Origin of the sequence: Micromonospora marina (assembly GCF_900091565.1) — a bacterium.
GTDB classification, from domain to species: Bacteria; Actinomycetota; Actinomycetes; order Mycobacteriales; family Micromonosporaceae; genus Micromonospora; species Micromonospora marina.
In genome coordinates this window covers 19,823-35,140 of record NZ_FMCV01000028.1, presented here as the reverse complement: position 1 = coordinate 35,140, position 15,318 = coordinate 19,823, and the positions used below count along the sequence as shown (strand labels likewise).

The following is a 15,318-nucleotide window of genomic DNA, read 5'->3' as shown; positions in this document are numbered from 1 at the left end:
CGCGATCCCTTGTGAATGAGAGAACCCCCATGCAGAACGACATGCCCGCCGACGACGGCGTCGAGCCCATCGCCATCGTCGGGCTCGCCGCCCGCCTGCCCGGCGCGGCCGACGTCGACGAGTTCTGGCGCAACCTGGTCGACGGCGTGGAGTCGACGACCGAGCTGACCCGCGAGGAGCAGCTCGCCCGCGGTGCCCAGCCGCAGGAGGTCGACGACCCGGGCTGGGTCAACCGTGCCCCGCTGGTGGACGGCTACGACGAGTTCGACGCCGGCCTGTTCGGGATGACCGCCCGCGAGGCCGAGATCACCGATCCGCAGCACCGGCTGTTCCTGGAGACCTGCTACACCGCGTTGCAGAACGCCGGCTACGACCCGGGCCGCTACGACGGCGCGGTGGGCGTGTACGCCGGGACCGGCGGCAACACGTACCTGCACCGCAACGTGCTGCGCAACAAGCGGGTCGGCGGGAACCCGCACAGCACCGTCTCGCTGGCCACCGGAAACTCGCCGAACTACGTGGCCACCAACGTGTCGTACCGGCTGGACCTGCGCGGGCCCAGCATGACCGTGCACACCGCCTGCTCCACCTCCCTGGTGGCGTTCCACCTGGCCTGCGAGGCGCTGCGCAACGGCGAGTGCGACATGGCCCTGGCCGGCGGCGTCAACATCGAGCTGCCGCACGTCGGCTACCTCGGCATGGACGGCTTCACCTCGCCGGACGGGCGGTGCCGGCCGTTCGACGCCGGAGCGAACGGCACGGTGTGGGGCAGCGGCGTCGGCGTGACGCTGCTCAAGCGGCTCTCCGACGCGCTCGCCGACGGCGACACCATCCGCGCGGTCGTGCTCGGCAACGCCATCAACAACGACGGCGCCGGGAAGGTCGGCTTCACCGCCCCCAGCATCGACGGGCAGATGGAGGCCGTCGCCCAGGCCGTCGAGCTGGCCGGCGTCGACCCGCGCAGCATCAGCTACGTCGAGGCGCACGGCACCGGCACCGCGCTCGGCGACCCGATCGAGGTCGCCGCGCTGTCCGCCGTCTACACCAAGGACACCGACGAGCGCGGCTGGTGCGGCATCGGCTCGGTGAAGTCGAACATCGGCCACCTCAGCCAGCCCTCCGGCATCGTCAGCGTGATCAAGACGGTGCTGGCGATGGAGCACGGGCTGATCCCGCCGACCATCAACTACGAGACGCCGAACCCGGCCATCGACTTCGCCGACACCCCGTTCTACGTGGCGAACACGCTGACCAAGTGGGACGCCGACGGCGGTCCGCGCCGGGCCGGCGTCAGCTCCTTCGGCATCGGCGGCACCAACGCGCACGTGGTGCTGGAGGAGGCACCGGCCGCCGGCCGGTCCGAGCCGCCGGCCCGCCCGGCGCACCTGCTCCAGGTGTCGGCGAAGACCCCGACCGCGCTGGACACCGCCGTGCGGCGGCTCGCCGACCACCTGGACAGCGGCAGCGACGTGGCGCTGGCCGACGTGGCGCACACGCTGCGCGTCGGCCGCCAGGTGTACCCCCACCGCGCCGCCGTCGTCGCCGGTGACCCGGCGTCCGCCGCCGCCGCGCTGCGCGAGCGGCGCAAGGGCCACCGGGGTGCCGCCGAGGGCTCCGCGCCCCGGGTGGCGTTCCTGTTCAGCGGCCAGGGCTCGCAGTACGCCGGCATGGGCGCCGAACTGTACGCGCAGGACAGCGCGTACGCCGCCGCCGTCGACGAGTGCGCGGAGCTGCTCCGCCCCGAGCTGGGCCTGGACATCCGCGACCTGATCCTGGGCCGCGACCCGGAGGCGGCGGACAAGCTCACGCAGACCCGCTGGACCCAGCCCGCCCTGTTCACGCTCGAGTACGCGCTCGCCGCCGCCTGGCGGGCCGCCGGGGTGACCCCGGCCGCGATGATCGGCCATTCCATCGGCGAGTACGTCGCCGCGACCGTGGCCGGGGTGATCGACCTCGCCGACGCGCTGCGCGTGGTGGCCGCCCGGGGTCGGCTCATGCACTCCCTGCCGGCCGGTTCGATGCTGGCGGTCACGCTCGACGAGTCGGAGGTGACCGGCCGGCTGCCCGAGGGCCTGTCGGTGGCCACCGTCAACGGCCCCGGCACCTGCGTGGTCGCGGGCGAGACGGCGCTGGTGAAGGAGTTCGCGGCGAGCCTCGGTGGCAAGAACAAGTCGAAGCTGCTGCGCACCTCGCACGCGTTCCACTCGCCGATGATGGACCCGCTCCTGGACGAGTTCACCGCGCTGATGGCCACGGTGCCGCTGCGGGCACCCGCGGTGCCGTTCGTGTCGAACGTGACCGGCACCTGGATCACCGAGGCGCAGGCCACCGACCCGGCGTACTGGGCGGCGCACCTGCGCCGCCCGGTCCGCTTCGGCGCGTGCGTCGCCACCCTGCTCGCCGAGGGCACCTGGGCGCTGGTCGAGTGCGGGCCCGGCCGGCAGCTGGCCAACCTGGCCCGGATGCAGGTCGCCAAGGCCGGTGCGGCGCAGCGGGCGCTGACCCCGCTGGGCAGCCTGCCCGGTCCCGGTGAGCAGACCGGTGACGTGGCCGCGCTGCTCGGCACCGCCGGCGCGCTCTGGTGCGCCGGGGTGCCGGTGAGCGTCCCCGCCGACCCGCACGCGCGACGGGTGCCGCTGCCCACGTACCCGTTCGAGCGGCGCCGCTACTGGATCGACCCGGAGCCGGAGCAGGAGCTCGCCGCGGCGCCGGTGGAGACCGGTCCCCGCCTGCTGCCGGAGTGGTTCGCGGTGCCGGTGTGGCGGCAGGCCGCCCCGACCCGGACGGCCGAGCCGCTGGGCCGCTGCCTGGTGCTGGCCGACGGCCCGCGCGGCGAGGCGCTCGTGGCCGCGTTGCGTGCCGCCGGCGACGACCCGGTCGAGGTACGCGCCGGCGAGGCGTTCACCGCGACCGCCAACGGTTTCCGGCTGCGCCCCGGCGTACGCGCCGACGCCGAGGAACTGGTCGCCGCGCTCGGAGCCGACCTGCCCCGGCGGATCGTGCACGCGTTCGCGCTCGACGGCGAGCCGGTCGGCACCGACGCGGCGGCCGCCTGGGCGGCGCAGGAGCGCGGCTTCTTCGGCGCGCTGCACCTGGTGCAGGCCCTCGCCGGCGCCGGTGTGACGGCCGACGAGGCGGGCGTACGCCTGGACCTGGTCACCGCCGGCATCGGCGACGTACGCGGCGACGACCTGACCCGCCCGGAGCACGCCACGCTGGCCGCCCTGGCCCGGGTGCTCCCGGCCGAGCTGCCCGGCCTGACCGTGCGGCTGCTCGACACCGACCCGGCCGCGCGTGGCGTCGCCGCCCTGGTGGCCGAGCTGCGCAGCCCGGTCGACGCCGAGCACCCGGAGGTGGCGCTGCGCGGCGACCGCCGCTGGCTGGGCGGCTACGAGCAGGTGAGCGTGGCCGCCGAGGACGTGCCGGGCGTGCTGCGCGAGGAGGGCCGCTACCTGATCACCGGCGGTCTCGGCGGCATCGGCGTCACCCTCGCCGAGGACTTCGCCGGCCGGGTCCGCGCCAAGCTGGTGCTGCTGGCCCGGTCCGGGCTGCCCGAGCGGGACGCCTGGGACGCGCACCTCGCGGTGCACGGCGGTACCGACCGGGCCGGGCGGGCCATCGCGGCGATCCGCCGGATGGAGGCCGCGGGCGCCGAGGTGCTGGTGCTCGCCGCCGACGTCACCGACGCCGACGACCTGCGCCGGGTCCGCGACGAGGTGGAGCGCCGGTTCGGCGGGCTGGACGGCATCGTGCACGCCGCCGGTCTGCCCGGCGGCGGCATGGCCGAGGTGAAGGAGCGCGACGAGGCGCGGCGTGTGCTGGCCCCGAAGCTGGCCGGCACCCTGGCGCTGGCCCGGGTCTTCGGTGACCTGCCGCTGGACTTCGTCGTGCTGTGCTCCTCGATCACCGCGGTGATCGGCGGGTTCGGCCAGGTCGACTACTGCGCCGCGAACAACTTCCTGGACGCGTTCGCGCGTTCCGGCACCGGGTTCCGCGCGCCTGTGGTGTCGCAGAACTGGGGTGGCTGGGCCGAGGTCGGCATGGCGGTGGAGACCGCCGCGCCGGCCGGGTTCCGGGCCGCCGGGCGGGACACCGTGACCACGGCGGTCGCCCACCCGGTGCTCACCACGATGGTCGCCGGCCCGGACGGCACGGTGCTGCACGGCCTGGTCTCGGCCGGCACCCACTGGCTGCTCGACGAGCACCGGATCGGCGGGGTGCCGGTGGTGCCGGGCACCGCCCACCTGGAGTCGGTGCGCGCGGCGGTGGTCGCGGCGCTGCCCGCGCCAGGGCCGGATGCCGCGGTGGAGCTGCGCGACGTGGTGTTCCTGGAGCCGTTCTCGGTGCCGGACGGCACCGTGGCCCAGTACCGGGTCGAGCTGACCTCGGCCGAGGACGGCACCGACTTCACAGTCGCCAGCCTCGCCGCCGGTCAGGCGCGGACCCACGTCCGCGGCACCGCCGGCTGGACCACCGACGCGGCCCCGCCGGCCGCCGTGCCCACGGTGACCGGGCGGCGGGTCGACGACGACGCGTCGTTCGGCAGGGGACGTACCAGCATGCTCACGTTCGGGCCGCGTTGGGCGGCGCTGGCCGAGCACCACCTCGCCGACGGCGAGGAACTGGCCCGGGTGCAGGCGCCCGCCGCCGCGCTCGGTGACCTGCCCTCCTGGGGCATGCACCCGGCGCTGCTGGACGTGGCCACCGCGTTCGGCCGGGGACAGGGCTCCGGCACCTACCTGCCGCTGTCGTACGGCCGGATCGTGGTGCGCGGGCCGCTGCCCGCGACGTTCCACAGTCACCTGCGGCACCGGCCCGCCGCCACCGACGAGGTGGTCGCCGCCGACCTGTCGCTGCGCGACCCGGACGGGCGGGAACTGGTCGCGATCGGCGACTTCGTGCTGCGTCGGGTCGACCGGGACGCGGTCACCGGCAACCTGGCCGAGTCCCCGGCGGCGGGCGGTGACGCCCCGGCGGCGGTCACCGAGGACATCCGGCCGGTCGACGGCGCGGAGGCGTTCCGCCGCAGCCTCGCCGCCGGCCTCGGCGCCCAGGTGGTGATCACCACCCGCACCGTCGCCGACATCCGGCGCCGGGCGGCCCGGGTCACCACCGACAGCCTCGCCGAGGAGACCGACGCGCCGACCGGCCCGACGACGGCCGCCGGCGGCTCGGCGGCGCCCGGCACCGAGCTGGAGAAGACGATCGCCCAGGTATGGCGCGACGGCCTCGGCGTCACCGACGTCGGCGTGGACGACGACTTCTTCGCCCTCGGCGGCAACTCGCTGGTCGCCGTGCAGCTCATCGCCGCCATGCGCAAGGCGACCGGCGTACGGCTGCCGATGCGCAGCCTCTTCGAGACCCCCACGGTGGCCGGACTGGCCGCCCGGATCGAGGAGCTGCGCGCCGACGCACCGGCCGCCCCGGCGGCGATCCCGGCCATCCCGCGGCTGCCCCGCGGCTGACCTCCCGACGCAGAACCAGGAGACAAGCACCATGAGCGAGACAACCACGACGCTTCCGGTGGTCGTCGAGAGCGACGGCCGGGCGCTGACCGACCTGATCACGGCCCGGCGCGCCGAGCTGCGCGACACCCTCGTCGCCAGCGGAGGGCTGCTGTTCCGCGGCTTCGACGTGGGCGGCGTGGACGGCTTCGACCAGGCCGTCCGCGCGCTCGCCGGGGAGCCGCTGACCTACACCGAGCGCTCCTCGCCCCGGCACTCGATCAAGGGCCGGGTCTACACCTCGACCGACTACCCGCCGGACGAGGAGATCTTCCTGCACAACGAGAACTCGTACCAGGCGCGCTGGCCGCTGACGCTGTTCTTCTACTGCGTCACGCCGCCGGACAGCCGGGGCGCCACGCCGCTGGCCGACGTGCGCCGGGTGTACGAGCTGGTCGACCCCGCGGTCCGCGAGGAGTTCGTCCGCCGCCGGTGGATGCTGGTGCGCAACTTCCACGGCGACTTCGGCACCCGCTGGCAGGAGGTGTTCGACACCGAGAGCCGCGCCGAGGTCGAGGCGTACGCGGCGGACAACGGGATCACCGTGGAGTGGGTCGGCGAGGACGGCCTGCGTACCCGCGCGGTCCGCGACGTGGTGCACCACCGGCCCGGGTCGGACACCCCGCGCTGGTTCAACCACGCCACCTTCTTCCACCTCAGCACGCTGCCGGCTGACTACCAGGAGGGGCTGCTGGCCATGTTCGGCGCCGACGGGCTGCCGGCGAACACCTACTACGGCGACGGCGGCGAGATCCCCACCGACGTCATGGACCACCTCCGCGCCGCCTACCGGGCCGCCACCGTCCGCTTCGACTACCAGCGCGACGACGTGCTGGTGGTGGACAACATGACCGCCGCGCACGGCCGGGAACCGTTCACCGGTCCCCGCAAGATCGCCGTGGCGATGGCCGAGCCGTACACCCCCGAGAACGCAGGAGCGAACTGACATGGCCGAACTCCGATTCCTGGTCGTCCGCAACGACGAGGAGCAGTACTCGATCTGGGCGGCCGACCGGGACCTGCCCGCCGGCTGGCACGACACCGGCTTCGCCGGCAGCCGCGAGGAGTGCCTGGCCCACGTGGACGAGGTCTGGACCGACATGCGTCCCCGCTCCGTGCGCGAGGCCCTCTCATGAGCGCGAGCCAGGAGTGGACCTTCCCGGCCTCCTACGCCCAGGAGCGGGTGTGGATGGCCAACCAGCTCGACGCCGCCTCGCCGGTGTTCAACGTGTCCTTCCCGTGGCTGTTCCCCGCCGGCGTGGACGCCGGCACGGCGAGTGACGTGGTCAACCGGGTGATCGCCCGGCACGAGGCGCTGTGTACCCACCTGCGGACCAACGACGGCGTGCTGGTGCAGGTCGTGCGCGCCCACGAGCCGTCGCCGCTGCCCGTCACCGACATCACCCACCTGCCGGCCGGCGAGCAGCGGGCCGAGTTCGAGCGCATCCGCGGCGAGGTGGCGCGCCTGCCGATCCCGCTGGACGCGGCGCCGCTGTGGCGGGCCCGGCTGATCCGCATGACCGAAGGACTGGCGCTGGCGTTCGTGGTGCACCACGCCGTCTTCGACAGCCACTCGGCGGTGCTGTTCCACGCCGAGCTGGTCGCGTTCTGCGAGGCCGCGCGCACCGGCGCCGAGCCCGCCGTGCCCGAGCTGCCCATCCAGTACGCCGACTTCGCGGTCTGGCAGCGCCAGCAGCTCACCGGCGAGGACCTGGACCGGCAGCTCGCGTTCTGGACCGGTCACCTGGCCGGCGCGCCGCCGGTCACCGGCCTGCCGCTGGACCGGCCCCGCCCGGCCCAGCTCGGCTTCGCCGGTGACGAGGTGCGCTTCACGCTGCCCGACGGGCTGCTGGACCGCGTCGGCGCGCTGGCCACCGGCGCGCAGGCCACCCCGTACATGGTGCTGCTGGCCGGTTTCGCGGCGCTGCTGTCGCGGATCTCCGGCGACGCCGACGTGGTGGTCGGCGTCTCCACCGCGGGCCGGGACAACCCGGAGCTGGCGTCGCTGATCGGCATGTTCGTCAACCCGGTGGCGCTGCGCTGCGACGTCTCCGGCGACCCGACGTTCGCGGCGCTGCTCGGCCGGGTGCGCAACGGCCTGATCGACGCCATGGAGCACGGGCAGACACCGTTCCAGAAGATCGTCGAGGCGGTCGACCCGCAGCGTGACCCGTCGGTGCAGCCGATCTTCCAGACCGCGCTGAACTGGATCCCGGACTCCGGCCTCGACCCGGTCGAGCTGGGCACCACGAAGGACGACCTGGCCTTCGACATCACCACTGGTGACTGCCGCCTGGTCTACCGCACCGACCTGTTCGACCGGTCCACGGCCGAGACGGTGGTCAGCCGCTACGTACGCCTGCTCGCCGCCGCCGTCGCCGAGCCGGAACGTCCGGTGGGCGCGCTGCCGCTGCTCACCGACACCGAGCGGGACCAGGTGCTCGGCGCCTGGAACGACACCGCCCACGACGTGCCGGTGACCACTGTGGTCGACGAGGTGCAACGGCGGGCCGCCGCCACCCCGGAAGCGGCGGCGCTGGTCTGCGACGGCGTGACGCTCGGCTACGGCGAGCTGAACACCGCCGCGAACCGGCTGGCCCGGCTGCTGGTGGCCCGCGGCGCCGGCCCGGAGACCCGGGTCGCGCTGGCGCTGCCCCGCTCCTGCGACCTCGTCGTGGCGATGCTGGCGGTGCTCAAGGCGGGCGCCGCGTACGTGCCGGTGGACACCGCGTACCCGGCCGGCCGGATCGCGTACCTGTTGACCGACGCCGCGCCCGCGCTGGTGGTGACCGCGCCGGACACCGCCGCCCTGGTGCCCGGTGACGCGCTGGTGCTCGACGGCGAGGTCGGCTCGGACCAGTCCGGCGACGACCTCACCGACGCCGACCGGGTCGCGCCGCTGCGCCCGGAGCACCCGGCGTACGTGCTCTACACCTCCGGCTCCACCGGCCGCCCGAAGGGCGTGGTGGTCGAGCACCGGGCGGTGACCGCGTACCTGGCCTGGGCCCGCGCCACCTACCCGGGGCTTTCCGGGGTGGCGCTGCTGCACTCGCCGGTGTCGTTCGACCTGACCGTCACCGGCCTGCTCGGCACGCTCACCGCCGGCGGCACGGTGCGGCTCGCCGCGATCGACTCCCCGGCCGCCCGCGCCGGTGGCCGGCCGGCCTTCCTCAAGGTCACGCCGAGCCACCTGCCGTTGCTCGACGGCGAGCTTTCGCCGACGGCCGACCTGGTGATCGGCGGCGAGGCGCTGACCGGAGAGCAGCTCGCCGCCTGGCGGGCCGCACACCCCGACGTGGCGGTGATCAACGAGTACGGCCCGACGGAGGCCACAGTGGGTTGCGTCGCGGCCCGGGTCGCACCCGGTGAGCCGGTCCCGGCCGGTCCGGTGCCGATCGGCAGGCCCACCTGGAACACCCGGGCGCTGCTGCTCGACGCGGCGCTGCGGCCGGTGCCCCCGGGGATGGTGGGGGAGCTGTACGTCACCGGCACCCAGCTCGCCCGCGGCTACCACGACCGGCCCGGCCTGACCGCCGAGCGGTTCCTGCCGTGCCCGTACGGCCCGCCCGGCGCCCGGATGTACGCCACCGGCGACCTGGCCCGCTGGCGTGCCGACGGCACGCTCGACTACCTGGGCCGCCGCGACGACCAGGTCAAGGTGCGCGGTATGCGCATCGAGCTGGGTGAGGTCGAGGCCGCGTTGCTGGCCCACCCGGACGTGCGCGCCGCCGCCGCGGCGGTCCGCACCGACGGCGGCGAGCCGATGCTCGTCGGCTACCTGGTGGGCCCGGCCCACGAGGACTCGGTCCGCGCCGAACTGGCCCGCGAGCTGCCCGCGCACCTGGTGCCGGCCGCTCTGGTCCGGCTGGACGCGCTGCCGCTGACGCCCAACGGCAAGCTGGACCGCGCCGCGCTGCCCGCCCCGGCGGCGGCCGAGCAGGCCCAGGACAGCTACGTCGCGCCCCGCACCGAGGCCGAGGCTCTGGTCGCCGAGGTGTACGCCGAGATCCTCCAGGTGGAGAAGGTCGGCGCCCACGACGACTTCTTCGCCCTCGGCGGCAACTCGCTGCGCGGCATGCGGGCGATGGCCCGGATCCGCGCCGAGGTGGACGTCGACCTGCCCATGCGGGCGCTGTTCGGCAGCCCTGTGGTGGCGGACCTGGCGGCCCAGATCGAACAGCGGATCGCCGCCGAACTCGACGGGCTCTCCGACACCGAGGTCGCCGCGTTGCTCGCGGCGGAAGAGGGAACCGACTGATGACCGACCTGAAGGATCCGGCCCGCGAGGCGGCCCGGCAGGCGCTGATCGCCAAGCGGCTACGCGCCCGTCAGGCCGCCCCCGCGGCCCGGATCACCCCCCGCCCGTCCGGCGCCCAGGTGCCGCTGTCCTACGCCCAGGAGCGGGTCTGGTTCATGGACCAGCTCGCCCCGGGCGAGGCGGCGTACCACATCGCGGTGCCGCTGCGGGTACGCGGACCACTCGACGTGGACGCGCTGCGCGCCGCCCTGACCGCGCTCGCCGACCGGCACGAGTCGCAGCGCACCCGCTTCCCGGCCGACGCCGACGGCCGTCCCACGGTGGTCGTCGCGGACACGGCCGACGTGCCGCTGACAGTGGTGGAGGCGCCCGACGAGGCCGCCGCGCAGGCGCTCGTCGACGCGGCGGCGGCCGAGCCGTTCGACCTGGCGAACGGGCCGCTGCTGCGGGCCCTGCTGGTCCGGCTCGCCGCCGACGACCACGTGCTGTTCCTCGCCCAGCACCACATCGTCGGCGACGGCTGGTCGGTGGACGTGGTGCTGCGTGACCTGATCACGCTCTACCGGGGCGGCGAGCCGCCCGCCCTGCCGATCCAGTACGGCGACTTCGCCGTCTGGGAGGCCCAGGAGCTGGACGGCCCGCAGGCGCGGACGCACGTCGACTACTGGAAGCAGCGGCTGGCCGGCGTCACCCCGCTGGAACTGCCGCTGGACCGGCCCCGCCCGGCCACCCAGACCTACCGCGGGGACTTCGTCGAGTTCCAGCTCGACCCGGCCGCCACCGGGGCGCTCAACACGCTCACCCGCGACAGCGGCGGCACGCTGTTCATGACGCTGCTGGCCGCGTACCAGGTGCTGCTGGCCCGCCACGCCGGCCAGGACGACTTCGCGATCGGCGCGTCGGTGGCCGGCCGGTCCGCGCCGGAGCTGGAGAACGTCGTCGGCATGTTCATCAACATGCTGCCGCTGCGCGCCGACCTGGGCGACGATCCGACGTTCGCCGAGCTGCTGGAGCGCACCCGCCGTACCGTGCTCGACGGGTTCGAGCACGCCGAGGTGCCGTTCGCCAAGGTGGTCCACGAGCTGGGCCTGCCGCGCGACGTCAGCCGATCCCCGGTGTTCCAGACGATGTTCGTGCTGCAGAACTACGAGATGGGCCGCTTCCGCGGCGTGTCCCGCACCGACGAGGTCACGTTCTCCTGGACCCCGATGGAGTTGCAGGCCACCCGGTTCGACTTCGAGCTGCACGCGGTGGAGACCGTCGACGGGCTCTGGGGCAAGCTGGTCTTCAACACCGACCTGTTCGACCGGGCCACCGTGGAACGCGTGGCGCAGCGGTGGACCGCGCTGCTGGACGCGGTCGTCGCCGCGCCGGACACCCCGGTGTCCCGGCTGCCGCTGCTGCCCGCCGCCGAGCGGGAACTGCTGGCCGCCTGGAACGACACCACAGCCGACTTCCCGCGCGCCGAGACGCTGCACGGCCCGATCGAGGAGCGCGCAGAGGCCACCCCGGACGCGGTAGCGGTCACCATCGACGGGCACAGCCGCACGTACGCCGAGCTGAACGCGCAGGCCAACCGCGTCGCGCACCGGCTGCGCGCGGCGGGCGTCGGCCCGGAGACCCTCGTCGGGGTCTGCGCGGAACGCTCGGTGGAACTGGTCGCCGGCCTGCTCGGCGTGCTCAAGGCCGGCGGCGCGTACCTCCCGCTGGACCCGGAGTACCCGGCCGACCGGCTCGCGTTCATGGTCGCCGACGCGGACGCGCCGGTCGTGCTGGTCCAGTCGCACCTGCGCGACGTGCTGCCCGACACCGGCGCCACGGTGCTCGAACTGGACGACGCCACGGTCTGGGCCGACCGGCCCGACACCGACCCGGCGCCCACCGCCGGGCCGGAGCACCTGGCGTACGTCATCTACACCTCCGGCTCCACCGGCCGCCCGAAGGGCGTGCCGAACACGCACCGGGGCATCGTCAACCGGCTCGACTGGATGCAGAAGACGTACGGCCTCGGCACCGACGACGCGGTGCTGCAGAAGACCCCGGCGAGCTTCGACGTGTCGGTGTGGGAGTTCTTCTGGCCATTGCGCACCGGCGCCCGCCTGGTGCTGGCGAAGCCGGGCGGCCACAAGGACGCGGGTTACCTGCGTGACCTGCTGGTGTCCGAGCGGATCACCACCGCCCACTTCGTCCCGTCGATGCTCACCGTCTTCCTCGCCGAGGACGGCGTGGAGGCGGCGACCGCGCTGCGCCGGGTGATCTGCTCCGGCGAGGAGCTGCCGCTGGCCTCGGCGGCCGACTTCACCGCCCGGCTGCCGTGGTGCGGCCTGCACAACCTGTACGGCCCGACCGAGGCGGCCATCGACGTGACCGCCTGGGCGTGCGAGCCGGACCGGCTGGCGCAGGTGACCAGTGTGCCGATCGGCGCGCCGATCGCCAACCTGCGGCTGCACGTGCTCGACCCGTCCGGCGGGCAGTGCCCGGTCGGGGTGGCAGGTGAGCTGCACATCGGCGGCGTCGGACTGGCCCGCGGCTACCACCGCCGGCCCGCGCTGACCGCGGAGAAGTTCGTCCCCGACCCGTTCTCCGGTGAGCCTGGCGCCCGCCTGTACCGCACCGGTGACCTGGCCCGCTGGGTGGCCGGCCCGGACGGCGCCGGGGTGATCGAGTTCCTGGGCCGCATCGACAACCAGGTGAAGCTGCGCGGCCTGCGCATCGAGCTGGGCGAGATCGAGAGCGCGCTGCGCGAGCAGCCGGGCGTCACCGAGGCCACTGTGATCGTCCGCGAGGACAGCCCCGGCGACAAGCGGCTCACCGCGTACCTGGTCGGGGAGGCCGAGCACGCCGCGCTGAAGGCGGCGCTGAAGGACACGCTGCCGGAGTACATGGTGCCGGCCGCGTTCGTCACGCTCGACGCGCTGCCGCTGACCCCCAACGGCAAGCTGGACCGCAAGGCGCTGCCCGCGCCGGTGGTCACCCGCGAGGCGTCGGTGGCGCTGGTCGAGCCGCGCGACGACACCGAGCGGGCGCTCGCCGCGATCTGGTCCGAGGTGCTGGGCGTGGACACGCTCGGCATCGACGACGACTTCTTCGACCTGGGCGGGCACTCGATGCTCGCCACCCAGGTGGTCGCGAAGATCCGCAAGGCGGAGCTGGGCGGCCGGGCGGTCGGCGTGATGGACCTGTTCCAGCAGCGCACCATCCGCGACCTCGCCGCGTTCATCTCCGGCGACGCCGCGCAGGAGGGGCCGCGCCGGCTGCTCTACGAGCTGACCAGGCCGATCCCGGCGGGCAAGCGGGTGCTGACGTACGTCTGTGTCCCGTACGGCGGCGGCAGCGCCATCGTCTACCAGCCGCTGGCCGACGCGTTGCCCGCCGGGTACGGGCTGTGGTCGCTGGCGATCCCCGGCCACGACGTGGGTCTCAGCGAGGACGCGCTGCCGTTCGACGAGCTGACCGGCCGGGTCGCCGACGAGATCCTGGAGCGGGTCGAGGGACCGATCGCCCTGTACGGCCACTGCGGCGTGGGCAGCGCCATCCTCGCCGACGTGGCCCGCAAGGTCGAGGCGGCCGGCCGGGATCTGGAGGCCGTCTACATCGGCGCCATGTTCCCGTTCGCCCGCCCGAAGGGCGTGATCGCGGCGCTGCGCGACCGCCTGGAGCGGCTCAGCAGCAACAGGCACTCCGCGAGCTGGCTCAAGTCGATGGGTGTGGACACCGAGGAGCTGGACCCGGAGCAGGCCGACCGGATCATCAGCAACATGCGGGCCGACTCCCGCGCCTCGGAGGAGTACTTCACCCGGCTGCTGGACCAGCGGGCGGCGAAGCTCCGGGCGCCGATCATCTCGGTGGTCGGCTCCGAGGACCCGGTTACCGACTACTACCGCGAGCGGTACGCCGAGTGGCAGTTCCTCAGCGACACGCTCGGCCTCGTCGTGCTCGACCAGGCCGGTCACTTCTTCCTCAAGTACCGGGCCGAGGAACTGGCCGAGATCGTCACGCGGGTGCACCCGGCGGTGGCCGCCGGGGACGTCGGCGCCCTGACGCCGCAGGCCCAGGGTGCGGACGCCGGTTGGGTGGTCGCCGACACACTGCGGGTGGGGGAGGACCGCAAGCCCACCACGACGATCAAGCCGAGCATGGGCCGGTTCATGGCCGTCACGACCGGCCAGCTCATCTCCAGCACCGGTTCCGCGCTGACCGCGTTCGCGCTCCCGATCTGGCTGTTCAACCGCACCGGCTCGGTGGCGAACCTCGGCCTGCTCTGGGCACTCGCGCTGATCTGCGGCGTGCTCATGCTGCCGGTGGCCGGCGCGCTGGTCGACCGGGTCAGCCGGCGGCGGATCATGATGACGGCGAGCTGCTTCGCCGGTTCCGTCCAGCTGGTGCTGGCCGCCCTGTTGTGGACCGACAACCTGGTGCTCTGGCACATCTACATGCTGGTGGCGCTGAGTTCGGTGGCCGGTTCGTTCCAGCGGATCGCGTTCCAGTCGGCGGTGCCGCAGCTGGTGCCCAAGCGCTACCTCGGGCACGCCATGGGCATCACGCAGCTCTCCACGGGCGTGGCGACGCTGCTCATGCCGGCGTTCGCGGCCGGTCTGCTCGCCACCATCGAGCTGAAGGGCATCCTGCTGGTCGACGTGGCCAGCTACGTGTTCGCGGTGCTCACCCTCGCCGTGGTCCGGTTCCCGGACGCGCTCGGCTGGCGGCCCCGGGAACGGCTGCTGGTGGCCATCGCCAACGGCATGCGCTACTCGTGGCGGCACCGCGGGTTCCGGCTGATGCTCGGCTACTTCGCGCTGGGCAACATCTTCCTTGCGCCCGCGCTGGTGCTCATCACCCCGCTGGTGCTGTCGTTCGGCAGCCCCACCCAGGTGGCGCAGGTGGCGCTGGCCGAGGCGGTCGGCGCGGTGCTCGGCGGCGTGCTCATGTCGCTGTGGGGCGGTCCGCGCAAGCGCCGGATGATCGGCGTGCTGATCGGCAACCTGGGCACCGCGATCGGCTGTGTGCTGATCGGCCTGGACGCGTCGGTCGCGATGATCTGCGTCGGCTTCTGCTGGCTGGCCATGTCGATGACCACCGCGCAGTCGATCTACGCGACGATCGTCCAGGTGAAGGTGCCGCAGCGCTTCCACGGCCGGGTGTTCAGCCTCAACCAGACCATCTCCTGGTCGACGCTGCCGATCGGGTTCGCGCTGCTCGCGCCGGGCGCCACCGCGCTGTTCGAGCCGATGCTCGCTCCGGGCGGGGCGCTGGCCGGTTCGGTGGGCGCGGTGATCGGCACCGGGCCGGGCCGTGGCATCGGCTTCGCGTACATCTGTTTCGGCGTGGCGCTGATCCTCATCACGCTCGGCGGTTTCGCGATCCGGCTGCTGCGCCGGTTCGACATCGAGGTGGAGGACTCCCTGCCGGACGACCTGATCGGCGCCCAGGAGCGCGAGAAGCGCCTGGCCGCCAAGGCCGGGAAGAAGGAACTCGTCTCGGTCTGACCCCGCCTCCACCCGGTTGATCAAGGAGTTCGTGTCCGTTCCGGGCCCCCCGGCCGGCACGAACTCCTTG

Annotated in this window: 5 protein-coding genes; all 5 read left to right on the top strand. The window is 74.0% G+C overall.

What is annotated here, in order from left to right; genetic code table 11:
- Nucleotides 1–29 precede the first annotated feature (29 nt).
- From GA0070215_RS25085 to GA0070215_RS25065, 5 genes are read left to right on the top strand one after another with little or no spacing between them, the layout of a single operon-like run.
- Nucleotides 30–5,465 (top strand): type I polyketide synthase, encoded by a 5,436-nt coding sequence (locus GA0070215_RS25085; protein ID WP_091050551.1) that lies wholly within the window; start codon nt 30–32, stop codon nt 5,463–5,465.
- 31 nt (nt 5,466–5,496) lie between these two features.
- Nucleotides 5,497–6,450, top strand: coding sequence for a TauD/TfdA family dioxygenase (locus tag GA0070215_RS25080; protein ID WP_091050547.1), 954 nt, complete (start codon nt 5,497–5,499; stop codon nt 6,448–6,450).
- 1 nt (nt 6,451) lies between these two features.
- Entirely contained in the window at nt 6,452–6,640 is a 189-nt protein-coding gene (locus tag GA0070215_RS25075) for an MbtH family protein (RefSeq protein WP_018787223.1), read from the top strand.
- The gene (locus tag GA0070215_RS25070) at nt 6,637–9,762 is read left to right on the top strand and encodes a non-ribosomal peptide synthetase (protein WP_091050543.1); all 3,126 of its coding nucleotides are present in this window, start codon (nt 6,637–6,639) and stop codon (nt 9,760–9,762) included. Before GA0070215_RS25075 ends, GA0070215_RS25070 begins: the two co-directional genes overlap by 4 nt.
- Entirely contained in the window at nt 9,762–15,248 is a 5,487-nt protein-coding gene (locus tag GA0070215_RS25065; RefSeq protein ID WP_091050540.1) for a non-ribosomal peptide synthetase/MFS transporter, read from the top strand. The genes GA0070215_RS25070 and GA0070215_RS25065 overlap by 1 nt, the downstream gene beginning before the upstream one ends.
- Nucleotides 15,249–15,318: the final 70 nt, after the last annotated feature.